Source organism: Streptomyces sp. NPDC060031, assembly GCF_042736805.1.
GTDB lineage: Bacteria > Actinomycetota > Actinomycetes > Streptomycetales > Streptomycetaceae > Streptomyces.
Window position 1 is genome coordinate 1 of record NZ_JBHWVM010000013.1, and the last position, 24473, is coordinate 24473.

24 protein-coding genes, 1 tRNA gene and 4 pseudogenes are annotated in these 24473 nt (G+C 69.2%); 15 read left to right on the plus strand and 14 right to left on the minus strand.

Features of this window, described 5'->3' with window-relative positions; genetic code table 11:
• A pseudogene (locus ACFWB8_RS08075) lies at positions 1-104 on the plus strand (IS5/IS1182 family transposase); the annotation flags it as partial.
• 400 nt (positions 105-504) lie between these two features.
• On the opposite strand, the gene ACFWB8_RS08080 reads toward ACFWB8_RS08075, so the two are convergent.
• Positions 505-581 (minus strand) — tRNA-Met (locus ACFWB8_RS08080).
• 376 nt (positions 582-957) lie between these two features.
• Between ACFWB8_RS08080 and ACFWB8_RS08085 the strand changes: the two genes are divergently transcribed.
• Positions 958-1119 (plus strand): hypothetical protein, encoded by a 162-nt coding sequence (locus ACFWB8_RS08085; protein WP_037792689.1) that lies wholly within the window; start codon positions 958-960, stop codon positions 1117-1119.
• A gap of 378 nt (positions 1120-1497) precedes the next feature.
• Here ACFWB8_RS08085 and ACFWB8_RS08090 read toward each other — a convergent pair whose 3' ends face one another.
• The gene (locus ACFWB8_RS08090) at positions 1498-2505 is read right to left on the minus strand and encodes a Gfo/Idh/MocA family protein (protein WP_385223657.1); all 1008 of its coding nucleotides are present in this window, start codon (positions 2503-2505) and stop codon (positions 1498-1500) included.
• A gap of 450 nt (positions 2506-2955) precedes the next feature.
• On the opposite strand from ACFWB8_RS08090, the gene ACFWB8_RS08095 reads away from it, so the two are divergent.
• From ACFWB8_RS08095 to ACFWB8_RS08110, 4 genes are all read left to right on the plus strand, one after another.
• Positions 2956-3639, plus strand: coding sequence for a hypothetical protein (locus tag ACFWB8_RS08095; RefSeq protein ID WP_385223658.1), 684 nt, complete (start codon positions 2956-2958; stop codon positions 3637-3639).
• 94 nt (positions 3640-3733) lie between these two features.
• Complete coding sequence (locus tag ACFWB8_RS08100) at positions 3734-4270, plus strand: hypothetical protein (protein ID WP_385223659.1); 537 nt, start codon at positions 3734-3736, stop codon at positions 4268-4270.
• A gap of 426 nt (positions 4271-4696) precedes the next feature.
• The gene (locus tag ACFWB8_RS08105; RefSeq protein WP_385223660.1) at positions 4697-5131 is read left to right on the plus strand and encodes a hypothetical protein; all 435 of its coding nucleotides are present in this window, start codon (positions 4697-4699) and stop codon (positions 5129-5131) included.
• 49 nt (positions 5132-5180) lie between these two features.
• Positions 5181-5546 (plus strand): iron chaperone, encoded by a 366-nt coding sequence (locus ACFWB8_RS08110; protein ID WP_385223661.1) that lies wholly within the window; start codon positions 5181-5183, stop codon positions 5544-5546.
• Positions 5547-6267: 721 nt separating this feature from the next.
• Here the strand turns inward: ACFWB8_RS08110 and ppk2 are convergent.
• A complete protein-coding gene (gene ppk2, locus ACFWB8_RS08115; protein ID WP_385223662.1) occupies positions 6268-7257 on the minus strand; it encodes a polyphosphate kinase 2 in 990 nt (329 codons plus the stop codon).
• Positions 7258-7650: 393 nt separating this feature from the next.
• Positions 7651-8301: a TetR/AcrR family transcriptional regulator gene (locus tag ACFWB8_RS08120; protein ID WP_385223663.1), complete on the minus strand. Its 651-nt coding sequence runs from the start codon at positions 8299-8301 to the stop codon at positions 7651-7653.
• 63 nt (positions 8302-8364) lie between these two features.
• Between ACFWB8_RS08120 and ACFWB8_RS08125 the strand changes: the two genes are divergently transcribed.
• On the plus strand, positions 8365-8850 hold the full coding sequence (locus ACFWB8_RS08125) for an SRPBCC family protein (protein ID WP_385223664.1): 486 nt from the start codon (positions 8365-8367) through the stop codon (positions 8848-8850).
• A 32-nt stretch (positions 8851-8882) separates the two neighbouring features.
• Here ACFWB8_RS08125 and ACFWB8_RS08130 read toward each other — a convergent pair whose 3' ends face one another.
• Positions 8883-9827 carry a LysR family transcriptional regulator gene (locus ACFWB8_RS08130; RefSeq protein WP_385223665.1) on the minus strand — a complete coding sequence of 315 codons (945 nt, stop codon included), beginning with the start codon at positions 9825-9827 and terminating at the stop codon, positions 8883-8885.
• Positions 9828-9945: 118 nt separating this feature from the next.
• Between ACFWB8_RS08130 and ACFWB8_RS08135 the strand changes: the two genes are divergently transcribed.
• Both ACFWB8_RS08135 and ACFWB8_RS08140 read left to right on the plus strand, forming a co-directional pair.
• Positions 9946-10758, plus strand: coding sequence for an inositol monophosphatase family protein (locus ACFWB8_RS08135; protein ID WP_385223666.1), 813 nt, complete (start codon positions 9946-9948; stop codon positions 10756-10758).
• A gap of 59 nt (positions 10759-10817) precedes the next feature.
• The gene (locus tag ACFWB8_RS08140) at positions 10818-11471 is read left to right on the plus strand and encodes an NADPH-dependent F420 reductase (protein WP_385223667.1); all 654 of its coding nucleotides are present in this window, start codon (positions 10818-10820) and stop codon (positions 11469-11471) included.
• Between the two features lie 16 nt (positions 11472-11487).
• Here the strand turns inward: ACFWB8_RS08140 and ACFWB8_RS08145 are convergent, their stop codons facing one another.
• Together ACFWB8_RS08145 and ACFWB8_RS08150 are read right to left on the minus strand one after the other, a co-directional pair.
• The gene (locus ACFWB8_RS08145) at positions 11488-11709 is read right to left on the minus strand and encodes a hypothetical protein (RefSeq protein ID WP_385223668.1); all 222 of its coding nucleotides are present in this window, start codon (positions 11707-11709) and stop codon (positions 11488-11490) included.
• A 233-nt stretch (positions 11710-11942) separates the two neighbouring features.
• Positions 11943-12212 (minus strand): annotated as a pseudogene (locus ACFWB8_RS08150) (phospholipase A2); the annotation flags it as partial.
• Between the two features lie 45 nt (positions 12213-12257).
• On the opposite strand from ACFWB8_RS08150, the gene ACFWB8_RS08155 reads away from it, so the two are divergent.
• The gene (locus ACFWB8_RS08155) at positions 12258-12947 is read left to right on the plus strand and encodes a D-Ala-D-Ala carboxypeptidase family metallohydrolase (RefSeq protein ID WP_385223669.1); all 690 of its coding nucleotides are present in this window, start codon (positions 12258-12260) and stop codon (positions 12945-12947) included.
• Positions 12948-13744: 797 nt separating this feature from the next.
• On the opposite strand, the gene ACFWB8_RS08160 is transcribed toward ACFWB8_RS08155, so the two are convergent.
• Positions 13745-14020, minus strand: a complete 276-nt coding sequence (locus ACFWB8_RS08160) for an isoamylase early set domain-containing protein (RefSeq protein WP_385223765.1) — start codon at positions 14018-14020, stop codon at positions 13745-13747.
• 204 nt (positions 14021-14224) lie between these two features.
• On the opposite strand from ACFWB8_RS08160, the gene ACFWB8_RS08165 reads away from it, so the two are divergent.
• Positions 14225-14446, plus strand: coding sequence for a hypothetical protein (locus ACFWB8_RS08165; RefSeq protein ID WP_385223670.1), 222 nt, complete (start codon positions 14225-14227; stop codon positions 14444-14446).
• A 217-nt stretch (positions 14447-14663) separates the two neighbouring features.
• Here the strand turns inward: ACFWB8_RS08165 and ACFWB8_RS08170 are convergent, their stop codons facing one another.
• Both ACFWB8_RS08170 and ACFWB8_RS08175 read right to left on the minus strand, forming a co-directional pair.
• Positions 14664-14912: a hypothetical protein gene (locus tag ACFWB8_RS08170; protein ID WP_385223772.1), complete on the minus strand. Its 249-nt coding sequence runs from the start codon at positions 14910-14912 to the stop codon at positions 14664-14666.
• Between the two features lie 67 nt (positions 14913-14979).
• Positions 14980-15138: pseudogene (locus ACFWB8_RS08175) on the minus strand (IS5/IS1182 family transposase); the annotation flags it as partial.
• A 259-nt stretch (positions 15139-15397) separates the two neighbouring features.
• Here ACFWB8_RS08175 and ACFWB8_RS08180 point away from each other — a divergent pair.
• The 3 genes from ACFWB8_RS08180 (at position 15398) to ACFWB8_RS08190 (ending at position 18585) form a co-directional block, all read left to right on the plus strand.
• Positions 15398-16039, plus strand: a complete 642-nt coding sequence (locus tag ACFWB8_RS08180; protein WP_385223671.1) for a DUF4937 domain-containing protein — start codon at positions 15398-15400, stop codon at positions 16037-16039.
• Positions 16040-16404: 365 nt separating this feature from the next.
• Positions 16405-18363: an amino acid transporter gene (locus ACFWB8_RS08185; protein ID WP_385223766.1), complete on the plus strand. Its 1959-nt coding sequence runs from the start codon at positions 16405-16407 to the stop codon at positions 18361-18363.
• A gap of 54 nt (positions 18364-18417) precedes the next feature.
• Positions 18418-18585 (plus strand): hypothetical protein, encoded by a 168-nt coding sequence (locus ACFWB8_RS08190; RefSeq protein WP_385223672.1) that lies wholly within the window; start codon positions 18418-18420, stop codon positions 18583-18585.
• Positions 18586-18607: 22 nt separating this feature from the next.
• On the opposite strand, the gene ACFWB8_RS08195 is transcribed toward ACFWB8_RS08190, so the two are convergent.
• The 3 genes and pseudogenes from ACFWB8_RS08195 to ACFWB8_RS08205 all read right to left on the minus strand — a co-directional run bounded on the left by ACFWB8_RS08195 (position 18608) and on the right by ACFWB8_RS08205 (position 20962).
• Positions 18608-19309 (minus strand): CorA family divalent cation transporter, encoded by a 702-nt coding sequence (locus tag ACFWB8_RS08195; protein ID WP_385223673.1) that lies wholly within the window; start codon positions 19307-19309, stop codon positions 18608-18610.
• Between the two features lies 1 nt (position 19310).
• Positions 19311-19569 (minus strand): annotated as a pseudogene (locus ACFWB8_RS08200) (cation transporter); the annotation flags it as partial.
• Positions 19570-19711: 142 nt separating this feature from the next.
• On the minus strand, positions 19712-20962 hold the full coding sequence (locus ACFWB8_RS08205) for a PP2C family protein-serine/threonine phosphatase (RefSeq protein ID WP_385223674.1): 1251 nt from the start codon (positions 20960-20962) through the stop codon (positions 19712-19714).
• A 1067-nt stretch (positions 20963-22029) separates the two neighbouring features.
• Here ACFWB8_RS08205 and ACFWB8_RS08210 point away from each other — a divergent pair.
• Positions 22030-24210, plus strand: a complete 2181-nt coding sequence (locus ACFWB8_RS08210) for a SpoIIE family protein phosphatase (protein ID WP_385223675.1) — start codon at positions 22030-22032, stop codon at positions 24208-24210.
• Here the strand turns inward: ACFWB8_RS08210 and ACFWB8_RS08215 are convergent.
• Positions 24198-24377 carry a hypothetical protein gene (locus ACFWB8_RS08215; protein ID WP_385223676.1) on the minus strand — a complete coding sequence of 60 codons (180 nt, stop codon included), beginning with the start codon at positions 24375-24377 and terminating at the stop codon, positions 24198-24200. The two genes, ACFWB8_RS08210 and ACFWB8_RS08215, sit on opposite strands and share 13 nt — an antisense overlap.
• Between the last annotated feature and the right edge of the window lie 96 nt (positions 24378-24473).

A 24473-nucleotide genomic window follows, 5' to 3' on the forward strand; every position in this document is an offset into this window, starting at 1 on the left:
CCCTCACCACCAGCTCCGAAGCCATGATCCACGTCGCCTCCATCGACAACCTCACCAAGCGCATAACGGACGAGACCACACCAACCTGGCGAGGAACTTACTAGGGCATAAGCGGCAATACGCCTACTTCAAACGCCCTCTAAGAGGCCCCTGAGGTGGGCTGCCGGCTGTCACGGCCATGGCTGTTCCCACTGAAGGCCAGTGCACGGCTGTCAGCCGTTCGGTAACTCGCGGGTGTCTCGCCACCGGGGCCACGGGGCCGGGCCGCCCGGAGGGCACTGGGTGCCCGGAGGAAGCGGGGCGACTGCCGTAGCCCCAGGGCGTGACTTCGACGCCGGGTGTTACTGCCAGAACGCGGCGCCTGAGCTGGCGCGGGCCGGCCTTGGGTGTTGATGGTGCTCACAGGGCCCGGATGTTGTGGTTCGCTGCGGCGCCTGGCCTGAATCGCCGGGGCACGGCAATGGCAGAAGGGCCCGGATCGTTGAGGATCCGGGCCCTTCTGGGTGGTAGCGGGGACAGGATTTGAACCTGCGACCTCTGGATTATGAGCCCAGCGAGCTACCGAACTGCTCCACCCCGCGTCGGTGAACCCCACTCTACGGCACCGTCGGACCGCCCCTGACCAGCTATGCCCATGTTCAGGTGTCCTGCTGTCCGGTGAGGGTATTGGTCGTGACCACACTCCTGCTCCCGATCGCCACCCCCAAACCCCGTATCGGGGACCGACTTCCCCACCGACCGTCAGGCCGCGCCCGCACGGGCTGTCAGGCGGAGCGGATCCAGGGATGGGGGCATGGTTCCTGCCGTGGCGTGCGCTTCCCGGGCGTCGATCGGGACGTGTGCCGACCGGTGAACGCGGTGCTCACTGTTGCCCGCCTACGCGGTTAAGAAACCCATAAAATTCGCATGCATGGGCGACGGATGGTCGGGCAGAAGGCGCTTCGGAGGTTGATAACTATGGTTCCCCTGCTTCTTGTTCTTCTGCTCGCTCTGATCCTCTTCGGTGCCGGTTTCGCGGTGAAGATCCTTTGGTGGGTCGCGATCGCGGTTCTGGTCCTGTGGCTGATCGGTTTCGTCGCCCGTCCCAAGGGCGGCAGTGGCCGCTGGTATCGCTGGTAGCCGCACGAGACCGGCCCGGTTCTGAGTCTGCGTGGCGGTGGCCCGCCCCCTTTTACCAAGGTGGCGGGCCACCGTCATGTCGTCGTGTCCAGGCGGATGGCCGGGGAGCCGGGTGAAAGCGGACGCTCGGGGGTATCCGGGGAACGTCGGGGCGGTCGCCGTGACGCAGCAGGGAACCTGCTCACCTCCAACGATCGACGGCCGTCCCGGCCCCCGAAGCCGGGAGCGACGCCGACCGCGACGACCATTGAAGCCGCAAGGTTCAGAGGGCAGGGGCGCCTTTGCATGACAGAGGAGCCGGGGCTGTTCACCCACCTGTCATTGATCACCGCCGCACTGGCCGGCGACTGATCGGGCGGCCACGCAGGGAGTCGCGGATCAGTCGTGATCGTCGTGCGGGTATCGCAGGCCGATCCGTTGCCTAACGGCATCCAGCGTACGGAGAACCGCGAGTGTGCCGTCCAGGGGCACCAGTGGCGACTCGGTCTCCCCGGCCCGCAGGCAGCGCATCACCTCGGCGGCCTCCGGGCCGTAGCCGTGGCCGATGACGGCCGGGGCGGCAAAGTGCATCGGTTCGACTCCCTCGCGATGGAGGACAATCCCGTGCGGGTTGAACAGGTTCGCCGGAATCTCGATGCGTCCGCGTGTGCCGTAGACGACGGCGGCCTGGCTCAAGGTGGCGGCGAAGGAACAGGTCAGCGATGCGGTGGCCCCGCCGGGGTGGCCGAGCAGGATGCTCGTGTGCTCGTCCACGCCTTCCGGCGTCAGCTGAGCCTGCGCGTGGATGCGGTCCGGGCTGCCGAGCAGGAAGTGCGCCAGCGCGACAGGGTAGGCGCCGGCGTCGAGCAGGGCGCCGCCGCCCGCGGCAACGTCGCGGAGCCGATGCCGCGGGTCGACCTCGGCACGCCAGCCGAGTTCGGCGTGGAGGGAGCGGACCTCGCCGATCGCACCTTCGGCGAGGAGGTCGGCTGCCTTGCGCAGGGCGGGGTTGAGGAGCATCCACATGGCCTCCATCAGGAACGTACCGCGCTCGCGGGCGAGGGTGATCAGTTCCCGCGCCTGCGCGCCGTTCACGGTGAGGGGCTTCTCGCAGAGCACGGGCCGCCTGGCGTCCAGCAGCATCTCGACGGCCGGGTGGTGGTGGCCGTGCGGCGTGGCAACGTACACCACGTCCACGTCTGGATCGTCGGCCAGGCCCCGCCACGATCCGTGAGCTCGAGGGATCGCGTGCCGGGCGGCGAACGCGCGTGCCGTCCCTGCGTCGCGGGAGGCGACGGCCGCGACCACCGCGCCCGGGGTTTGGTGAAGATCCTCGGTGAACGCCGCGGCGATGCTCCCGGTGGCCAGGATGCCCCAGCGGATGGGGCGTTCATGAGCCGAGTCCACGGATCACCTCTTGTCTAGACCAATGCTGCGGGGCGGGCAGTACGGTACTGGAGGCTTCACTGACGGGCAACCGTGACCCGGGCCTGCTGTTCAGTGCGCGCTTTGCGTGCGCTGCCCAGCTCGGGCCGGCCCGTCATCCACCCGGCGAGCCTGTCGGGCACCGGACCCCCTTCGAGGCGGGTCGAGGTATCCGGCCCCGGGCCGCCCACTCCAACCTCCAGTGCCGAGAGGCCGGACCTTCCTGTCGCTCCTCGACGCGGGCAGCCGCTTCCGGGTCGGCGCCCCACGCCGTCCAGGCGGGCCACCTGCCCGCTTCCCCTGAACCCACACCGGCTGTCGGCATGTGGCGCGACACTGAAGGTCCGAACAGAGGGGAGTGGCGCGTTGTCGAGTGAAGGTGACCAGGCCTCAGAGAAGTGCGCGGGGCTGCCGGAACCGTTGAGGCGGACAATGGAGACCCGTGAGTTGATTCCAACGCCGTGGCCAGAGCTGACCGAACTTGCCGAGCTGAACCATCGCCACAAGGCCGGCATCATCGCGCAGCGGGGCAGCCGGGAAGCGAAGATCGGTCGGGACATCGCGGTCCACGCCGCCAAGGCCGGCGTGCCCACCGTTCTGTACACCGGCTACCCGCCCGAGACGATTCCCGGCTGGCTGTCCGTCGACGAGACGCCCGCCCCCACCGCCGCCGACGTGAACGCGAGGGCGAAGCGTCTGATCAACGGGCAGATGCCCGCGTTCGTGGTCATCGAACGCTACGAACGCCTCCACCCGGTACCTCCACCCGCCACCGACTGGGACGAGCCGGTCGATGATCCGTACGACGACCCCGAGAACGAGCCGGATTCGTGGGCGGATCAGCTGATGTGGTCGGTCCGGGACATCAGGATCGACATCCCCATGCTGTTCACCACGGTCGTCACCCCCGAACCGGACCTCTCACGGCGCATGTCCAAGTGGCTGCACATCGACCACCCCGCCATGGTGATGACCGATGTCTGCAAGCCCACCCTGCTGCTGAACCGCACCAGCCCCCACACCGTCGAGGCGCTGATGGAAGTCGACCCGCACGAATACCGGACCGGAAACCGCAGCGTCCTCAACTGGGCCCCGCTGAACCTGAATGAGCCCTGACCCACCCCGGCACGGTCACCGGCACCCTCTAGGCTGTGGCCTGCCACCGGGTACGACGCTCCGGCGGCAGGCCACACGGGTGCGGGGGATGAACGTGAGCAGGAGCAGGGGCGGAGTCGTGTGGGCGGCTGCCGCAGGGGTCGCGGCGCTCGCGGGCGCCCTCGTCGTCGGCGGGGTGGTCCTGGCTTCGGCCGAGGAGGACGGCGGGGACGGCTGGGTCCGGGAGCCCGGCGGCGGGAAGGCCCCGGCCCGCGCCGGGGGAGGCCCCTTGCGCGGTACGGTCGCGGCGGAACTCGCCGCCGCTGCCACCGCCGCCAGGCTCACCCCGGGCGCCGCGTCCGTCGCCGAGGAGGGGGAGCTCGCCGACTGCATCGCGGACTGGACGGGCGACGGCCCAGCCGACGAGGGCCGGCTGGCGGCCCTTGAGACCGCCCTGGAGGAACGCGGCTGGCAGGTCACGGCCCGCCACGGCGAGCCCGTTCCGGCGGTGGCGCTGACCAGCGGCTCCTGGCGCCTGGAGGTCACCAACGGCGGCCTCGTCAACAACCTCTCGCTGGTGGCCACCCGCTCGGGCCGGATCTGCGACGAGGCTTTCCGCCGCGCCGAAGCGACCCGAGGGCCGCGGGGCTAGGGGCGGGCGAGGGCCCCTTTCCCTGACGATCGCCTGCCCCGACCGAGGTCGCCGCTCGCCATTCGGAGCGGTGATCGTCCCCAAGGGCGAGACATCCGTCGATCGGTGGGCAGCCGAGACGGCGCCCCGCACCGCAGGTGCTGCCTAGCGGACGCTTCTCGCCGCCTGTGACGCCCCGGCCAAACTCCCGCCATCAGGCCGCTGGCCAGCCCAAATGCCGAAGTACGGCTGGAGTGCTCGTGCTGCTCCGCGGGGGTCTGCAACCGGCCGGACCGGATCCGAGCGGCCCTCCAGACGCCAGGTCGATCTTGTTTCGTGAAAGAACTGGCCGTGAGGCGTGGTGAATTCGGCCACTGCAGCGACTTCGCTTCCCTTCCATCGGACGACCCCATAGCGTGAACGGGTAAGAAATTCGAGGGGGCAACCATGAAGGCTCTATTCTCACGCATTTCCGTGCCTCGCAAGATCGCCCGAGTCGGTACGGTACTGATCGCCTTAATGGCGGGGATGGCGGCTTTCCCCGTCTCGGCGTCGGCCTACAGTGCTGGTCAGTGCCACTACGGAGAAGGTACGGGAAATGGTGACGGGCACAACAATGTGGTCCTGATGCAGATGTACCGGTGCCCGGACGGTCATGACTACGTCTCCGGACTGATCAAGAATTCCAGTGGCGGGTGGGCGCGCGTGTGGATCGACGATTCCACCGACGGCGGGGTGACCTGGAAGGGATTCCGCCTGTATGCCGAAGGGTATGACGCCGTGACAACTGGTAACACGCTGTACTACGACGGGTTCCCTCACAAGACGCGGGTCTGTGGTGATGCGGATGGTGGGTTCACCTTCTGCACGAGCTGGTACTAAGGCGTGTTTGAGATGTTGATCAATGTCTCGTTTCGTCTACGCTCAGATCATGATGCAAAGCCAGGCAGAAGATGTGGACGGCTACCTCGCCGAGGTGCCTGATGAACGCAAAGAGGCTCTGACCCGGCTGCGTGAGCTGTGCCGTGCAGAGCTGCAGGGATTCACCGAAGTGATGGCGTACGGGATGCCCGCCTATGAGCGAGACGGCGTCGGGGAGATCGGCTTTGCGAGCCAGAAGCGATACATCTCCTTCTATCTGCTGCGCAGCGATGTCCGCGAAGCCTTCGCGGAGCGGCTGGCAGGCCATGACATGGGCAAGGGATGCCTGCGCTTCCGTAGGCCGGAGAAGATCGATTTCGCGCTCCTCCGGGATCTGCTGCGTGCCACGGCGGCTGGACCGGGCAAGATCTGCTGACTGCTGTGGCGCGCGGTCGTCGCCCGGACATAGTCGTTGATCAAGATCGTGGAACGATCTGCGAATGTCTCGTGGCGATCTGTCTTCGACGGGATCTGGTGGCGGGCGCGGACCGGCTCGCCGTAGCGGGACCTGCCTGAAAGGTACGGACCGTGGGAGACGGCGTATGCGGTGTTCCGAAGGTGGCAGATCGACGGAATGTGGGCCGATATCTTGCAGAATTTGCAGGTCGAGCTGCATGCCGACGGGATCATCGAGTGGGAGGTCGCGGTAGGAGAAAGCCGCCAGCACCACAGCCCAGATTCCGCTCCTGACGGCAAGCCAGGCCCAGGCGGCAGCCGCGCAGCCTCTACGACGCACCGAGCTGTCCGATGCGGACGCCCGCCCGTCGCGCCGCTGTTGACCCCCTCAGGAGCCCGCCGTGATGGCCTGTTGCTCCTTGGTATCCCGGGTCGGGGCTCGCCTGACCCGGGATACCAAGACCTTCGGAACCAAGCGCTACCTCCACCCCGTCGCAGGTGACCTCACCCTGGACCGGCAGATCCTCACCTGCCCCCACGACCCGACCAGGCTGTCATGGTCATGACCGCCGCACCCGGGACCGCTTCCCGCCAAACGCTGCGCTTCCTGGCCTCCTGGACGTCCGCCCCGACAGAGCTGGGCAGCCCCCCGCGGAAGGCCGGACTCGAGGCGGTCGAAGATCCGGGCTGAACCGCCTGGGTCATGCGGGTTCGCTCGGTTGCGGGTGCTGTGGATGACGGCCGGGGCCGAGGGGAGGGCCCGCGAGTGGCGTGGGGGAGAGGGCGGTGGATTCCTCTCCGGCTTCCAGGAGGGTGTCGGCGGCGCCCACGATCAGCTGGTCGGGCCGCCCGACGGCTTCGGTGTCCTTGCGGTCGTAGTCGATGCGGTCCAAGAGGCTGCGGATTGCCTCCAGCCGAGCCCGCCGCTTGTCGTTGCTTTTGACGACGGTCCAGGGTGCGTGCTCGGTGTCGGTGGCCCGGAACATGTCGACCTTGGCGGTGGTGTACGCGTCCCACAGGTCCAGGGAGGCGAGGTCGGTGGGGGACAGCTTCCACTGGCGCACCGGGTCGACCTGGCGGATCGCGAAGCGGGTGCGCTGCTCGGCGCGCGAGACGGAGAACCAGAACTTCACGAGCAGGATCCCGTCCGCCACCAGCATGTCCTCGAAGGCGGGGCACTGCCGCAGGAACAGCTCGTAGGCGTCCTGGGAGCAGAAACCCATGACCCGCTCGACGCCGGCGCGGTTGTACCAGGAACGGTCGAAGAAGACGATCTCACCGGCGGTGGGCAGGTGGGCGACGTAACGCTGGAAATACCACTGTCCGGCCTCCCGCTCGGTGGGCTTGTCCAGGGCGACGATCCGGGCCCCGCGGGGGTTGAGCCGCTCGGTGAACCGCTGGATCGTGCCACCCTTGCCGGCAGCGTCCCGGCCTTCGCAGACCACCACCAGCCGCGATCCCGTCTCCTTCACCCAGTGCTGGAGCTTCAGCAGCTCGATCTGCAGGATCCGCTTGGTCCGCTCGTACTCGTTCCGCCGCATTTTTCGGTCGTACGGATAGTTCTCCTGCCAGGTCCGGATGGGGGCGCCGGCCGCGTCCAGCAATACCGGCTGTTCCGGCCGGTGGTCGTCCACGCTCAGGCCCGCCAGCAGGTCCTCGGCCTCGGGCTGCTCCTTCTCTCGCTCGTTCACGTCCTGCTCCTACCCACTTGGACGTGATATCCCGGCGTTGGCGTGAACGATTCTGCTGGTCGCTGGCAGTCACCGGCCTCGCTCTCGCCGGGCCGTGAAATGCGGGGCCTTCTGCGCCCAGCGTCGTGCTGCTGTCATGGCCCGGCCCATCGGGCGGTGAGCCGCGCGCGTAGACCGGCGGGCCCGCGGCGAGCCCCTGGGCTGGGCCGGGAGAGAGCGGATGCGTCATCGTCGGCAGAGCCGGTGTGAGTTGAAGGTCGGCGCGGGCTGCTGCTGGCACGATGCCGTCCATGGAATGTGCTGCCGATCCCGTGCCCGGGTGAGCTGATCTTGCCGCCGTTTGGGGTGGGTTGGGTTGGGTGTGGGCGTGGGTGGTGAGGCCGGGTGGCTGATTCAGGTGGAGGTGTGGTGTGGCTTGTGGTGCGGCGAAGCCTTCCCGGTCCCCGCGGCCACGGTCTGGGTGGCAGCCAGCAGTGCCGCCGCGCATTCTTCGGTGAGGTCCTCCGCGTGCGGCGGTAGCGGCTGCCCGGCGCGCAGATGGCGGCGGACCACGGACAGCGGCAGGTCGATCAGGGCCAGGGTGATGCGCTCGTGGTCCTGGGGGCCCGTCGCGCCGAGGGCTTCGGCGAGAGCGCGGAGGGAGCCGAACACACGCTGGTTGCCCAGGTCCGCGCGCTCCTTGTGTTGCTCGGACCACTCGGCGCGGCCGAACTCCTCGGCGCCGTAGAGGAGGAGCGAGGCTTCCCGCGGGTGGGCGCGGCTCCAGGAGACGACGTGCCGGGCGGCTGCGCGGGCGGCCGGGCGGGGGTCGGGGGTGCTGCCCAACGCGGCGAAGTACCCCTCCTGGAAGCGCTCTACGGTACGCAGCCACACCTCGGCGAGCAGCGCCGTACGGCCGGGATAGCGGTGGTACATGGACCCGCTCGGTGCACCGATGGCCTGGGCGACGGCGGACATGGTCACGCCTGCCGGCCCGGCGGAGGCGGCCAGTCGGACGGCGGCGTCGAGGATTTGGTCGGTGTCGAAGCGGGGTGGTCTCGCCATGAATCAGAGAGTACCCTCCAGATTATTAGAGACTGGTCTCTAATAATCTCAAGGGGAGGACGCATGGGCGTCTACAACGTGCACGAGCGCCTGCTGGACGCCAAGGGGAGCGAGGTGGGCGCGCTCATCGACAGCCTGGCCGGCGGCGCGGCGGACCGGCTCTGGCCGCACTCGAACTGGCCCGCTGTCGAGTTCGACCGTCCACTGGCGGTCGGAGCGAGTGGCGGCCACGGCCCGGTCCGCTACACGGTCACCGCATACGTGCCCGGGACCTGGGTCCGCTTCACCTTCAGCGGGCCGCGCGGATTCCACGGCTTCCACGAGTTCGCGGTGCTACCCGTCGACGAAGGACGCACCGTGCTGCGGCACACCCTCGCGATGAAGACCAGCGGCCTGGCACGCCTGACCTGGCCCGTGGCCTATCGCCCGATGCACGACGCCTGCCTGGAGGACAGCCTGGACTGCGCCGAGCTCGCCTGCACGGGCACGGTGGCTCGCCCGGCCCGCTGGACTCCGTACGTACGCCTGCTCCGCGCGCTCGCACGCTAGGTCCGTATTCAGCCACGGGCCGGGCATACCCGTTACCTCCCGGTCCGGTTGGTGAGCGGCTGTTGAGAGGCGGTCGGTGGCGTGAACAGTGCCTGGACGGTTTCGGCGGCCGTCTCGCGCAGCCAGGTGTGGGCGCGGTCGTCGTCGTAGCGCTGGTGCCACAGCAGGTACAGGGGGACGTCGGGCAACTGGAGGGGCAGCGGGAGCGTGACCAGACCGAGCTGGTCCCGGGCCGCGCGGGTGACCGCGTCCGGAAGAGTGACGACCAGGTCGGTGCCGAGCGCGAGTTGCAGAGCGAAGGCGGCGGTGGGCCCGGCGGCGATGACACGGCGTTCATTGCCGCACGCGGTCAGGGCGTCATCGATCTGGTCGCGCAGGCGTCCGCGCCGCGAGACGGTGAGGTGTTCGGCGGCCGCGTAGCGCTCGAGGCTCAGCGGGCCTTCGGTGAGCGGGTGGCCGGGGCGGACGGCGACGACCAACCGGTCCCTGCCGACGAGGCGGTGGCGGATGTCGGGGAGCGTCGGAGCGCTGGAGCTTGATTCGAGGTCGACCTCACCTCGGCGCAGCTCGGGGGTGTCCGTGCCGGGTTCGGCGGGCAGGCGCAGCTGGACGCCGGGGGCCTGGCGGTGGACGGCGGTGATCAGGGTCGTGCCGCAAGCGGCGGTCAGGGCGTCGTGCCAGCGCACGGTGAATACCCGCTCCAGAGCCGCCAGGTCGAGTTCCTGCTGCGCGGACAGAAGGTGGTGGGCCTGCTGCACGAGGGCGTGGACTTGGGCGCGCATGGCCAGCGCGCGAGTGGTGGGGACCATGCTGCGGCCGGTGCGGACCAGGATCTGGTCGTTGGTGGCCTTGCGGATGCGGCCCAGGGAGCGGCTCATCGCCGGTGCGGTGACGTGGAGGCGGGCTGCGGCACCGGCGACACTGCCTTCTTCCAGTAGAGCGTCCAGGGCTGTGAGCAGGTTCAGATCCAGTTGCATGAGAGTAACTCTATGAGTGAGCAGCATGCACTTGTTGTTAATCGCCCGGGGGCCTACGTTCGAAGTGTGGGCGCGGGACAAGCCGCCCCGCATCGACCGAACCCCAGGGAAGCCCGCCATGAGCACAGCCATGCCTTTCGCCGCCGATACGACGCTCATGTCAGATGTGACCGCCGCGGTGAAGACCGCCGGCCTCACGCTGCGCGACCGCTACACCTCGCACGCCCGAGGCGTGAGTCTGGACGAGGTCGTCGACGAGATCCACGCCAACGACGGCGCGGTGCTGGACGTGCTGCGGGAACCGCTGCTGCGGGCCCGGCGAGGATCCCAGTGGGCCGAGGACGAGCTGGCCGGCGGCGCGCTCCCGCCCGGGGAGTGGTGGGTCGTCGATCCCGCCGAGGGCAACATCAACCACGTCCACGGCATGGAGGACTGGGCCGTGACCGCCACCCTGGTCCGCGACAACCAGCCGGTCCTCACCGTCGTCCACCTGCCGCTGACAGACCACACCTACACCGCCGTCGCCGGCGGCGGTGCCCGCCTCAACGACCGACCGCTGAAGGTGTCCGCCAAGACCGATATGGGCGCCGCGCTCATCGGCACCGGTCAGGCCAAACCCGGCGAGGACGAGCGCACCTTCCGGCGGATCGGTGACTCCGTCACCGCCATGCTCGTCAACGGCCTGGTCGTGCGCGTGTCCGTTCCCGCCACGATGCAGCTCATCCACGTCGCCGCCGGACGCATGGACGCGTTCTGGCAGTTCTCCGATGTCCGCTCCGGCCTGGTCGCCGGTGCCCTGCTGGTCTCCGAGGCGGGAGGCGCCGTCACCGACCTGGCGGGCGAACCCTGGAGCACGGGCAGCCGCGACTTCCTGGCCGCCGCCCCCGGCATCCACGCCGCCGCCCTCAAGGTCCTCTCGCCGATCGCCTGACCGCGAAACGGCCCGCGCTTTCCGCTCGTCCCACCCGACACAGCAAGGACCACAACCTCATGACCAGCATCGGCATCCTGGGTGCCGGCCGCGTCGGCGTCAACCTCGCCGGCAAGCTCGCCGCCACCGGACACCACGTCATCCTCGGCCGCCGGAACCCGACGGAAGACACGGCAGCGGCAGCGGCCGCCGAAGCCGCAGGCCCCCGCGTCTCCTTCGCCGACCAGCGCACCACCGCCCGCACCGCGGACATCGTGATCAACGCGACGCCCGGCGACAGCGCCCTGGACCGCCTCACCGACCTGCGCACCCAACTCGCCGGCAAGATCCTCATCGACGTCTCCAACGCCACCCGCGACGCCGGTGACGGCCTGCCCGGCGACCTGTGCTATCCCGGCAGCAGCCTCGCCGAGCAACTCCAGGCCGCCCTCCCCGACACCCATGTGGTCAAGACCCTCAACACCATGCTGTTCATGGTCATGACCGCCCCCGAAACTCTGACCACCCCACCGACCGTCTATGTCTCGGGCAACGACGAACACGCGAAGACGACCGTCACGGGCCTGCTCGGCGACCTGGGCTGGCAGCCCGCATGGATCGAGGACCTCGGCGACATCACCACAGCCCGCGCCACCGAAGCCATGATCCTGGTCGTGCCCCACATCCTGCGCCGACACGGCTTCAAGCCCTTCGCCGTCTCCCTCGCCCGCTGACCGCTCCAAGACCGGGTCACACCAAAATCGGGTTTCGCGCCATGCGCGGCAGCTGATTTGCGGGGGATGACGGGCAGGATCCGTCGATGACGCAGCGGGTCACGGAGGTGGGGTGTGCCGCCCGTTTTCCGCCGGCGCTCTCCACGACATGGTCCAGCAGGGCGACGCCCGAGGCGGCGTTGTCGAGGGTGCTCGCGGTCAGGACGGTGACGGCGATGACCTGGCCCAGCACGTCCACGACCACGCGCCTCTAGCGGCCCGGCGTCCCGGCCGTCACCCCCAAAAGGCTGGCTGCCACGTCCGGACCGGCGACTGCTGACTCATCCGGTCTGTTCCTGGAGTCGGGCACAGACGTGGGGCGCGGTTCATGGCGCGCCCTGTCGGAGTGGGTGAGGAGCGCGCGGCGCGACGCGGGGCGCATCGGCCGCTCTCTGCTCACTTTGCCGACCCGCTGACTACGGCTCTTGGTGAAATGCGGGTCTTGTTGGCGCTGAACTGTCCGGCAGCCTTGTAGTTGCGGTAGCCGAAGTCGTGCCGGGCGCAAGAAAGGTTGAACGGGAAGCCCAGCGGATTGTCGGGCGACGAGGAGCAGTAGTCCGTGGACCAGTTGAAGCCGTAGGTCGACCAAAAGCCCTGGTCGTTGCGCGCCGAGATGAAGGTGTTGTGACTGGAGGCGCTGGTCTGGGTCCAGCTGGACAGAACATGCGCTTTGTCGGCGGGAGCTGCCGAAGCCGGTGCTGCGGCACTCGCCTCTTCAGACCACTTCTGGCCATGGTGCTGTTCGCCATGAGCCTGTTCGCCGGCACCGTGGCCATGGCGGGAGCAGCCCATGCCGACGGCTGCTTCACCTGGACGCGCACCCTGGCGCAGGGAGCCTCCGGCTCCGACGTCACGCAGCTGCAGATCCGGGTCGCCGGCTACCCCGGTTCCGGAGGACCCCTCGGCATCGACGGCGCCTACGGCCCCGCGTCCGCGGCTGCCGTCACCCGCTTCCAGCAGGCCTACGGGCTGCCCGCCAACGGCGTCGCGGACACTGCCACCTTCAGCAAGATTTACGCCCTGCAGGACAACGACTGCACGCCCGTCAACTTCTCGTTCGCGGAACTGAACAACTGCAACACCACCTGGTCCGGCGGCGCGGTCTCCGCCGCCACGGCCAAGGCCAACGCCTTGCGCACCATGTGGAAACTGCAGGCCATGCGCCACGCTCTCGGGGACGTGCCGATCACGGTCACCAGCGGCTTCCGCTCACGCGCGTGCAACGCCGCGGTCGGCGGCGCAGCGGACAGCCGTCACTTGTACGGAGACTCGGCTGACCTCGCGGCCGGACCGCACTCCCTGTGCAAGCTCGCCCAGCAGGCGCGCAACCACGGATTCAGCGGCATCCTCGGGCCGGGCTACCCGGGCCACAACGACCACACCCACGTTGACCACCGACCGAGCCGATTCTGGTCGGCGCCCTCCTGCGGCATCTGATCTGCGCGCCTCCCCTTCCCCTCCGGCCGCGTTCGGGGGAGAGGAAGGGCCGTCCGTGCCTTCACGGATGAGGGGGAAGACTGCCATGACGGTGACGACGGAGCAGGCCAGGAGGACACTGAGCAGGTCGGCCGGGCGGCCCGTTGGCGACCACGCGGGTCATCTCCGACCGCCGGCGGCCCAGTTGCGCAACCGGCCCGCTCACCTGGCGGGACGCCGTGCAAGCCGGCCGTACCCAGCCAAGGAGAGAGCCGCTTTGACTGACAGGTGGAGCTACAACCCCGAGTCGCACTACACGCCCGGCATCAGCCTGACCGGCTTCAAGGTAGCGGCGAGCGACGGCAACATCGCCAAGGTCGACGTGCAACCGAGGACGTCGGCTCGGCGCGTCCTACATCGTCGTGGACACAGGCCCGTGGATCTTCGGCAAGGAGGTCCTGATCCGCGCCGGGACCATCGTCCGCGTCAACACGCACGAAGGAGGAGACGGTCCGGATCAACCTGACCAAGGACCAGACCAGAAACTCCCCCGAGTACGACAAGGACAAGCACCGCGGTGACGCGGCCTACCGTGACCAGCTCGGCCATTACCACTACGGACGCGACCGCATCTGATCCCGCGCTCCGCGGCCCGGGCACGCGCGAGGTCGAGCCCTGGCGCGGGTAGGACGACGGCTCTGCCGCCGGGCGGGGTGGCAGAGCCGTCACACGGATACCGGCCCGGGGGGTGCGGGGCCGGCTGGTACGTGTCCCGCTCTCAACGCCTGCGGCGCTCACACGTCACGCAGGTTGGGCCATTAGGTACGCACGCGGCTGTTGGGGCCGTCCTGGTCGCTGGCGCTTTCGTCGTTGAACCAGTAGTCGCCGGCGGCCAGGTAGCGGAAGGAGTGGGTGCTCCTGCCGGGCAGTGCGACCGTGACGGCGCGCTTGCCGTCCTCGCGCGGTTGGAGGGTGTGGACGCCGGGCTGCCAGTCGTTGAAGTCGCCGACCACGCTGACCGGCCCGGGCGGACTGTCGGCGGGAAGAATGAAGGTGACCTCGGTACGGTCCTTGCGAGGCTTGCGCTCCAGCATGACGTTCGGCTCCTGATGGCGCGTGATGGATGGGGGTGCGTTCATCCTCCGCATCAAGGTGGCGGCCCGCATTTCGACGCATCCACGCTGGGCGCGCGATCACCCCCCATCTCATGCTGTAGCCGAAATGATGCGAAGCGTCACCCTTCGTGTCAGCGTGGTGCGTGAGCAAGCCACACCCCCACGTATCAAGGAGTCGTCGTCATGGGCGGTATGCAGAACAAGCGCCAGGAGCCGGGCAAGGGCCGCGAGGAGCAGCAGCGTCCGCAGCGGCCCGGCCAGGACGACCCGGTATCCCCCGAGCCCGGCAGCCCGTCCCGCGGCGGCCAGCGCCCCGAGGAGATGGAGCGGCGACGCAAGGAAGACCTGCACCGCGACGAGCGCGACGTCCGCGACGTCCGCGACGTCCGCGACGACGACTTCTAGGCACCCCACGCACGCAGAGCCCGGCCGGGCCCGTAGTCACCCGGCCGGGCTCTGTCACCGCCTCCAGGCGTCGGCCTGACTTCGTGGAATGAAGGGCGTCGGCCCCGAGCGAGGCACTGACCGCGCCCCTGCGGGAGGGGCTTGCGGCGGCCTCGGAGCAGCGCGACCATCGATTCGGGCCATCCTGTGCCCGGATTTGGGGCATCGCGTTCTTCGCCTACAACTGGCTGCGGCTGCGGCCGCAGCCAGTTGTAGGCGCAGGCACGTCGGCTCGTGGACCTCCCGACGGCCTGTACCCGCCCGTCGGCCGGAATGGGAAATCGGCGGTCTTGATCAGGTCGTCGTCCCAGATCATTGCGGCGCGGAGGTGGAGGCCGGCGAGGTGGCTGTCCGGACGCTTGTCGCAGCGGGTGACGATGCCTCGCCAGGCCTTCAGCTTGTTGATCAGGCGCTCGACCGTGTTCATCTCCTTGTAGAGGTCGGCGTCGTGACCGGCGGGTCGGCCGCCTCGTGCGCCCTTCTTCTTCCGGTTGGCGGCCTTGGCCCCGCTTTTCCGGGATGACTGTCTTGATACCGCGTCTGCGCAGGTAGGAGCGGTTGCCGCGGGACGAGTAGGCCTTATCCGCGGCGACCGCGCCGGGAGTCGTGCGGGGACGGCCGACGGGCAGGCGGACCTTCACCCGCGCGAGCACGGGAACGAACTGCGGGCTGTCCCCGGCCTGTCCCCCTCGAACTGCTCCCGCAACCGCTCCGGGTACGGGCCGTACCTACCGATCGGCAGGTACGGCTCGATGAACTTCCACTGGGCATTGGTGAGTTACCCGACAGCTGATCACGACATCATGCGCGGGTCGTAGCGCGTTGCCACCTCAGACCGATTGACGCCGACCTGGCCCCAGAGGGGATGATCATGATCGGCAGGCTGGTGGTGCAGAGGGAAGGCGCGAACGCATGTGGGGCAAATGGATCGGCTGTAGTGTCCCGGTGGCTGCGCGTGGACGGTTCACCGTCGCCCAACGTGCATGGGCAGCGATCAGCGACCAGCCCGGCCTGATCGGACAGGTGGGCGGATGGGACCCCGCCACCGGCCGCGCGCACGTCCTGGCCTTCTGGAGTGACGCCGAGTCCTACGGGCGCTTCATGCGAGAGCGGCACGACACGGTGTTCGCCGAGAGCGGCCAGCAGAAGAGCTACACCGCGATCGAGACCGCCACCGGCGAAACCGTCCTCGCGATGGCCGGTGATACCGGCGACCTGCCCGTGGCACTGGAGAGTGCCACTCTCCTTCGCGTGGCCGACTGCCGACTGCTGCCCAGCCGCGAAGAGCACTTCCTCGAGGTGCAGCGAAGCGTATGGGCACCGGGCATGGCAGCAGCCGGCGGCATGCTCGCAGGCACCGTCACCCGGCTCGACGAGCACCGCCACCTCGTCACCACCCTGTGGTCTGGCGCGGACGCCCATGCCCAGTACGTCACCTCCCATCTGCCGGCCCTGCGCTCACGCGCTGCGCTCGCCGACGACCTCCGTTCCACCACCGGCCACGTACTGCCACTCGACCCGGCCTGGCGCATCCTGCCCGCCCCCGCCCGCTAGGAGCACGTGCCCAGCCTTGCCGCCGGATCGGTCCCTGCATGCCAACGGCGCCGGGACGGCCGACGTTCCGGGTGGGCGCGGTCGCTGTGCCGTCACCGCGTGCGCGGACGGCCCGGTAAGGGTTCTACGAGGTCCCTCTGGCCGCTCTGCGCGGGTCGTTACGGCCGGCGTGACCCGAGGGGTGTTGCATGAACACGGGGCATACGGGGCCAGGGAGCGTACGGGCCGCTGGCCTGACGCTGCAGGTCCGTGCACGAGGCAGGCCCATAGTCGATGATCGTCGTGCGGCACCGTCGCGCGGAATGCGCTGGCAGGCCGGGAAAGGTTGATGGGGGAGGGACATGAAGCAAGCGAGCGAGCCGGTGATGCCGGAGGTGGTCGACAGCCCCGCGTTGCGGGCGCAGCCCACGGGCAAGGTGGCGCTGTGGATGCTGCGGCACCGGGTCCAGCCGGTGGGGCCGGCAGCGGGTGAGGCGCATGCCGAGCCGCACGCCTGGTGGAAGGTGATGTGCCTGACCGGGGTGGACTACTTCTCCAGCCTGGCCTACGTGCCCGCGATCGCGGCCCTCGCTGCCGGGGCCGTCTCCCCTTTGGCGACGCTGCTGATCGTGGCACTGACCCTGTTCGGGATGCTGCCGATGTACCGGCGGGTCGCAAAGGAGAGCCCGCATGGCGCCGGGTCGGTGGCGATGCTGGAGGACCTGCTGCCGTTTTGGTGGGGCAAGCTGTTCGTGCTGGTCCTGCTCGGCTTCGTCGCCACCTCCTGGATCATCACGATCACCCTGTCCACGGCGGACGCTTCCGTGCACGTGGTGGAGAATCCCTTCTTCCCCGAAGTGCTGCACGGCCACGAGGTCGCCCTGACGGTGGCGCTGCTCCTGGTTCTGGGCGGGGTGTTCCTGCTGGGGTTCAGCGAAGCCGTCAGCGTGGCCATCCCCCTGGTCGCGGTCTTCCTCGTCCTGAACGCGGTCGTCATCGCAGTGGGCTTGGTCCACGTGTTCACCACCCCCGGTGCGTGGTCGGCGTGGACGGACGCCCTGGTCGAGGGCGGAGGCGGCTTCGGCGACCTCATGGGCCCAGCGCTCCTGGCGTTCCCGCTGCTGGTGCTGGGCCTGTCGGGCTTCGAGACCGGCGTGAGCATGATGCCGCTCATCGCAGCCGAAGGCGCAGACCCTGAGCAGCGGCTGCGCTCGCGGATCCGCAACACCCGACGCCTGCTGACCACCGCCGCCCTCATCATGAGCGTCTACCTGCTGGCGGCGAGCTTCGTCACCACCCTCCTCATCCCGCATGAGCAGTTCGAACCCGGCGGCGCGGCCAACGGCCGCGCGCTCGCATACCTGGCGCACGAGCAGGTGGGGGAGGCGTTCGGCACCGTCTACGACATCAGCACCATCCTCATCCTCTGGTTCGCCGGCGCCTCCGCCATGGCCGGGCTGGTCAACATCGTCCCCCGCTACCTGCCCGACTACGGCATGGCCCCCGAATGGGGACGCGCCGTCCGCCCCGTCGTGATCGTCTACACGGCCCTGTGCATCCTGATCACGATCGCCTTCAACGCCGACGTCGACGAACAGGCCGGCGCCTACGCCACCGGCATCCTGGCCATGATGGTCTCCGGCGCCTTCGCCGTCACCGTCTCCGTCGCACGCCACCGCCGGCGCGTACCCACCGTCGGCTTCGCCCTGCTTACCGCGGTCCTGCTCTACGCCCTGGTCGCCAACATCATCGACAAGCCCGACGGCATCCTCATTTCCGCCTTCTTCATCGCCGGAATCATCATCGTGTCGCTGATCTCCCGCGTCTCACGCACCACCGAACTGCGCGCCGACCGCATCGTCTTCGACGAAGACGCTCGCCGGTTCATCGACGACACCATCGCCCACGACGGCGCCATCAACATCATCGCCAACCGCCGCCAGGCCGGCGACCTCGACGAGTACAGCGCCAAGGAACGAGAACAGCGCGGCGTCAACCCCGTGCCCGGTCACGCCGACGTACTGTTCCTGGAGATCGACGTGGTCGACCCCTCCGACTTCAGCGACACCCTCACCGTCCACGGCGTCGAAGTCGACGGGTACCGGATCCTGCGCGCCGACGCCCCGGCGGCACCGAACGCCATCGCCGCCATCCTGCTGGCCCTTCGCAACGCCACCACGGTCCAGCCGCACTGCTACTTCGCCTGGGCCGAGGGCAGCCCGCTGGTCCACATGGTCCGCTACTTCCTCCTGGGCCGCGGCGACACCGCTCCGGTCACCCGCGAGATCATCCGCAGTCACGAACCCGACCCCGATCGCCGTCCCGGCATCCACGTCGGCGGCTGACCCCATTCCCGTGTGCAGCCGCCCCTGGACGGGCAAGACCGAGAGGCTGGCCAGATGACGTCTACGCCGGAACGTCAGATGCGGCGCAGGATCCTCACCCTCACCCTTGCCGCGGCCGTCTTGGCCGCTGCGGGAGCAGTCGCCGGCTGGTGGTGGCTGATCGGGATCGGGGTCTGGGTTCTGATCATGGCGTTCCTGCTCGAGATGATCTACCGCCCATAGGCGGGCCCCGGGTGCGTCAGCATCACACCCGGGCCGCAGTGCCACACCACCCCATCAGCGAGTCTCGAGCATCGCCACCGACCCGTGCGGGCTCTCCTCGGCCATCCGCCGGTACCTCGGCAGCATCCCCAACAGCATCAGCGCGACGATCAGCAGCGTCGCCGATGGCGACACCGCCCCCGCCGCCCGCGCCGAGGTGGACCCAAGGCGCGCTGCCGATCAGTTCATCGAAGGACAGGATCTGCTCGCTGACCCGCTGGTGGTGGTCGGCGACATCCCGGAAGTAGCTGGCCATCTCCTTCGGGATCTGCGGGATAGTGCCCTCGCTGAGGCGCTGCAAAGCTGACGCCAGCGGCATGACAGCGCGCTTGAATTCCAGGAGTCCGCGTTTGAGCTGGTAGATGCGTCCGGCGTCGACGGGCCGGGCGGGGGAGAAGACCTCGCTCTCCAGGGTGTCGACGTCACCGGCGAACGCGTCAGCCATTTCGACGTAGCGGTCCACGACCATGTCCGCGACCGCGTGGAGGACGCCCGCGGGACCGCACCCGAGCTGCTGCGGGTCGTCCTGGAGCTGCTGGCGTACGCCGTCCAGCGACGGGGCGCTGCCGTGGCGCACGGTGATCAGGTAGCCAGGCCCGGCGAAGACCGTGATCTCGCCGGTGTCGACTATCTCGCTGGTCGCGGTGACCTTCTCGTGGTCGACGTAGACGATCGTCTTCAGCACCAACGAGGGCGGCAACGGGGTCGGCCCAGGACCAGCCGAAGAGGCTGTTGGCGAGCAGACCGAGGAGCAGGACGGCGGAGAGGTAGGTGCACAGCAGGGTTGTTTGGAGTCCGCGACCGCGGAGGCGGAGCCGAGTTCGCGTCCGGCGCGGCGCTGGGCGGCGGACAGGAACGGCTCACGGGCAGGGAGAGGGCGCCGAGGACGATGCCGACCGTGGAGTGCTCGGCCTCACCCGCGCCGGCAAGGGCACGGACGGACTCCGACCTTGCGAGGCCGGTAGAAAGACCTTCGCCCGGTCCCGTGGCCGCGCCTCCACCACGCGGCGGGCGGAAAGGAACTGGTTGGCGCGAGCCGGGATAGGCCCGGTTGCCGGGCGGTGTCCCCTGCCCTGCACGCCCGGAGTCATCGCTGGGGAGCGGGTGGTCCCGTCCTTGACGGTTGTGAGGCGTCGGTGAGGTTGGCGCCGGTTGCGGCGTCACGCTGGGAGTTGGCGACGCCGTGCCAGTCCAGGCACATGACGGTCGCGTCGTCGTCCAGGTGACCCTTGCCGGCGTCGATGATCGCTCCGATGAGGGTGCGGGCGGCTTCGCGGGGATGCAGTGCGCGGGTGCGGATGATCAGGTCCGACAGGTCGAGATTCTCGGCGTTGCGCTCCAGCATGCCGTCCGTCAGCATCACCAGCCGGTCACCCGTCTGCAGGTCCAGGGTCTGCACCCTGTAGGTGTTGGCCTGTGATGCCTGGACATTGAGGCCGAACGGCCGGTCGACTTTCGGAATGATCTCTTGGACCTTCCCGTCGCGCATCCGCAGTGGCCAGGGGTGTCCGGCGTTGACGAATTCGGTCCGGCCGTCGAGCAGGCTGATGCGCAGCAGCTGACCGGTGACGTAGCCCTCGCGGCCGTGATCGTGCATGGCCTGGTCGGCCTGGCGGGCCTGTTCCGCGAGGTCGGCGCCCGCCCGCCGCGCCCGCCGCAGGGCGCCCACCACCAGGGTGGCGAGCAGTGCGGCGTCGACGTCGTGGCCCATGGCGTCGGTCACCGAGAGCTGGACGGTGTCCCGGTCGATCACGTAGTCGAAGGTGTCGCCCCCCACGTGGTCGGCGGGTTCCAGCGCTCCGGCTACCGCGAACTGTGCCGCCTCGCACGCCAGCGACGCCGGCAGTAGCCGGTGCTGGATCTCTGCGGCCAGGCTCAGCGGCTTGGTGCGGCGGCCCCACTGGTACACATCGGTGTGGGACCGGTTCGCGATGACGATGTACGCAAGCGCGTGCGCGGTTTCGCCGATCTCCCGCATCACCGCCGCGTCCGGCGGCGCGGGCAGGAACAGTTCGAGGAGTCCGATGGCGTCCCCGCGGTTGGTCACCGGGGCGACGACCCGCACCAGCCGGCTTTCGCCTTGGTGCGCCACCTTCGGCTGCTGGCTGCGGATCACGTCGTCGTACAGGGTGCCGCGCAGCGAGATGCGCCGGGCCGGCTCATCGGTCTCGACGCTGTCCGCGGCCCCCAGCCGTACGACTGAACCGCCGGTGAAGTCAGTGATCAGGAACGACACCGATGCGGCCCCGAGGTGGTCCTTGAGCATGCGCGCGACCACGTCGAGCGATTCCACGGGCGCCGCGGCCTCCGCCGCCTCCAGCGTGCCCGCCAAAGTCATGGCCCTGCCCCGGCGGCTTTCACTCACGGCGGGACGAGAGGCCTGCCCGCCGTCCGGCTCTCCTGCGGTCACAGCGACCCCTTACTGCTCGATGCCGCCGGGACTTCGTCCCGGATACGCGAAGACCCGCGCCGAGGCGGCACCGGACTGGCCAATTGCACCACGAGGGGCTCTCGGGGCCCGACAGTCCGGTGGCCCGTCAGCGTCTCTCTCTACTGCGGGTATTACTGGTTGAACCCGCTTCTCACACCGTCAGCGGCAACTGCGATCTGCGGGTCGTCTGCCATGCCAGCTTGCCCGTCTGCCGGCCTGACCGCCACGGACCAGGTGCTCACCCTCGAAAATGGCCCCGTCAGCCGCCCGGCCGAGTAGCGGCGGCTCGGACTGTGCCCCGATGCCGTCCTCGAGAAGGAGAGCGACGGCTGACCGCCTGGCTCGAAGGTGCCGGCGCCTGCGCCCAGGAACGCTCCCATCCGGGATGCCAGGCTCCCCATCCCCGGGCTGGGACCCTGCTCGCCACGGTGCCTGGCGCCGCGGGAACGTCTTCGTCCGTGGGTCCCCGTTGGCGCCGTCTGTCATCGGACGCCGCCACGTCGGGAGATGCGCTTGACGAAGGGTGTGACGGGCAGACGGGCAGACGGGCAGACGGGCAGAGAAGCGGTGTCGGGTGCGGCCGCCGGCAAGCCCGCCCCGGCCGGCGCCGTACCCCCGCTTACACCTACACCTACACCTGCGGCTCGCGGCCGCCAGGTCGCCCTGGACATCGCGTCCGCTTTCGGTGGCTGGGACGTCGGCACGGCGCGTCGACGACAACTGGCTGTGCTCCAGGTAGCCCTCGTCGCAGGCGGCCACGAGGTGGGCCGACTCTACGCCTCGCCGGCAGCGCCGGGCTGGGTGTACATGTCGGCCACGGCCACTGAGGCGCCCCGGTTTCCGCGGACCCGCGACCGGCGCCCAGCTGCTCGACGCCGACGGCACCGTCCTCGCCACGGTTCACTTCCAGCCGCGCATCGCCCAGGGGATCCGCATAATGGATGAATAGAACGGCGGGCGGAAGGGGATTTCCAGTGTCATCGGCGCGGCCGGGGGGCGAGCAGGCTCACGGCCCGTTCTGGTCCGAGCCGGGGACACTGCTGGAGCACGTGCCCGTGGCCGTCTTCGGCATAGATGACCGAGATCTCGTCTGTTACTGGGGGCCCGGCGCGCAGGAGCTGTTCGGGTACGACTTCACCGCCGTCCTGTCGAAGCCCGGCGCCGTTCTCTTCGCCGACGGGCCCCAGAGCTCATCCGAATCGTGCGCCCGGCTGACGGAGCGAGGCCGGACCCAGGGCTATTGGAGGGGCCGGCTGACGGCACGGCATCGTGACGGCACGGTCTTTGACTGCGGCTTCCGGGTCTTCTCCGTGACCGGAGCCGGAGGACCTTCGGTGGTGATGATCCTGGCGAGCCGTAGTGACGAACTCGATCGGGTCAAGACCAACCTCGCGTTCCTCGACGCCCTCTTCGAGACCTGCCCCATCGGTCTGGTCATGCTCGACCCGGACCTGCGGTACGTCCACCTCAACCAGGCGCTTGCCGATATGGACGGCCTTCCGATCGAGGCGCACCTCGGGCGGCGCATGGACGAAGTCATGATCATGTCCGACGGCGGCGAGTACCAGCGCATGCTCCGCGACGTCGCCCTGGGCGGAGCGCCGGTCGTGGGGACGCTGGTCGGCATGCGCCCGCGGGGGTATCCGGACCGTGACCAAGTGCGGTCTGTGAGCCTCTTCCCCCTCAGCCAGGCCGTCGGCTCGCGCCCCGGAGTGGGGGGGCTGATGGTGGATGTGACGGACCGGGAACAGGCCATCCTGGAAGCCACGGCCAGCCGTCGAAGGCTGGCTCTGCTGGATGGGGCCTCCACTCGGATCGGGACCACCCTGGACGTGAACCTCACGGCCCAGGAGCTGGTCGACGCGGCGATGCCGGATTTCTGCGATGGCGCAGTGGTCGAAGTCGTGGAGTGGATGGACAACGGGGAGGATTTTGATCCGGCGCGGGCGCTGATCACCCGCCGGATCGCATCAGGGACGATCCTGCCCCCTCCGGCCACCGAACTCGTGAGCGGAGTCGAGACGGTGCGGTACCCGCCCGGCTCCGTCATCCACGACATGCTGCAAACCGGGCGGGCCATCTCCGCGGTGGTGAACGAGGAGTTCCTGGCCCGGACCGTCCTCATCGAGTCGCGCGCACGGCTCATGGCCGAGAGCGGGGTGGCCTGCGTCCTCGTCGCCCCGCTCATCGCCAGGGGCACCGTCCAGGGAATCGCCATGTTCGGCCGGTCCGCGGGGCGGCCGGCCTTCACCCAAGACGATGTCAGCCTTGCCGGTGAGCTCGCCTCACGTGCTGCGATCTGTCTGGACAACGCCCGTCTGTACAGCCGTGTCCAGGACATCGCCCTCACACTGCAGCGGGCGTTGCTGCCCAGCGCGTTGGCGACCAGCCCGTACGTGGACGTGGCCCACCGGTACGTGCCCGGCAGCCGGGTCACCGAGGTCGGCGGCGACTGGTACGACGTGATCAACTTGCCCGACGGCCGGGTCGTTCTCGTGGTGGGCGACGTGATGGGGCACGGGGTGTCGGCCGCCGCGGCCATGGGCCGCCTTCGCATCACCACCAAGGCTCTGGCCAGGCACGACAGTGAGCCCGACGACCTGCTCACTGAGCTCGACGCGTGCGCCCAGGAGGCCGACATCGAGCTGGCTACGTGCCTGTACATCGTCTACGACCCGAACAGCGGACGCGCCCGCATCGCCAGCGCCGGCCACCCTCCTCCCCTGGTACTCCGGCCAGAAGGCACAGTGCAGACCATCGACGACGTCCTCGGAGTCCCCCTCGGCGTCGGCGGCTGCCCATTCCGGACGATCGAGATCGACCTCCCCGACAACGCGACCCTCGCCCTGTACACCGACGGCCTCATCGAGGCACGCGGCCGGGACATCGACGCCGGCCTGGAAGCACTGCGTGCCGAACTGGGCAGAGACCCAGGGTCGTTGGAAGCAATGGCGGACCGCATCCTCACGAATCTACTGTCCGCCCCGCCGACCGACGACACGGTTCTCGTCCTCGCCCGCGTCCACCGCGCCCCCACACCCGCGGCTTCACCGTCCGACCCCGCCACTGGGTCGTCGAATGAACCCTCGGCCGGCTCATGCACCGCCGCCTCGCCCACGGCTGCGAAACCCACCCACACAGATCAGCAGCCGTGATCCAAATCGCGGAGGATCAGGTCTCGCACGCGGGCGGGCAAAGCCTCGCGGTACTCGGCGGCCAGGTTGGTCCAGTCCGTGGCCCAGAGCGGTCCGGTGAACCGTGCGCTCACTCGCCGCAGCGAGCTCTCGTACCGCTCCTCCTCGACACCCGTGCGGCCTATCACCGCATGGAAGGGCGCCCGCGACGCCCGTTGATGCCGGGACAGGTGCGCGCGCCGTGGTACGGGATATCAGAAGCCAAATCGGGCCATGATCGCGAA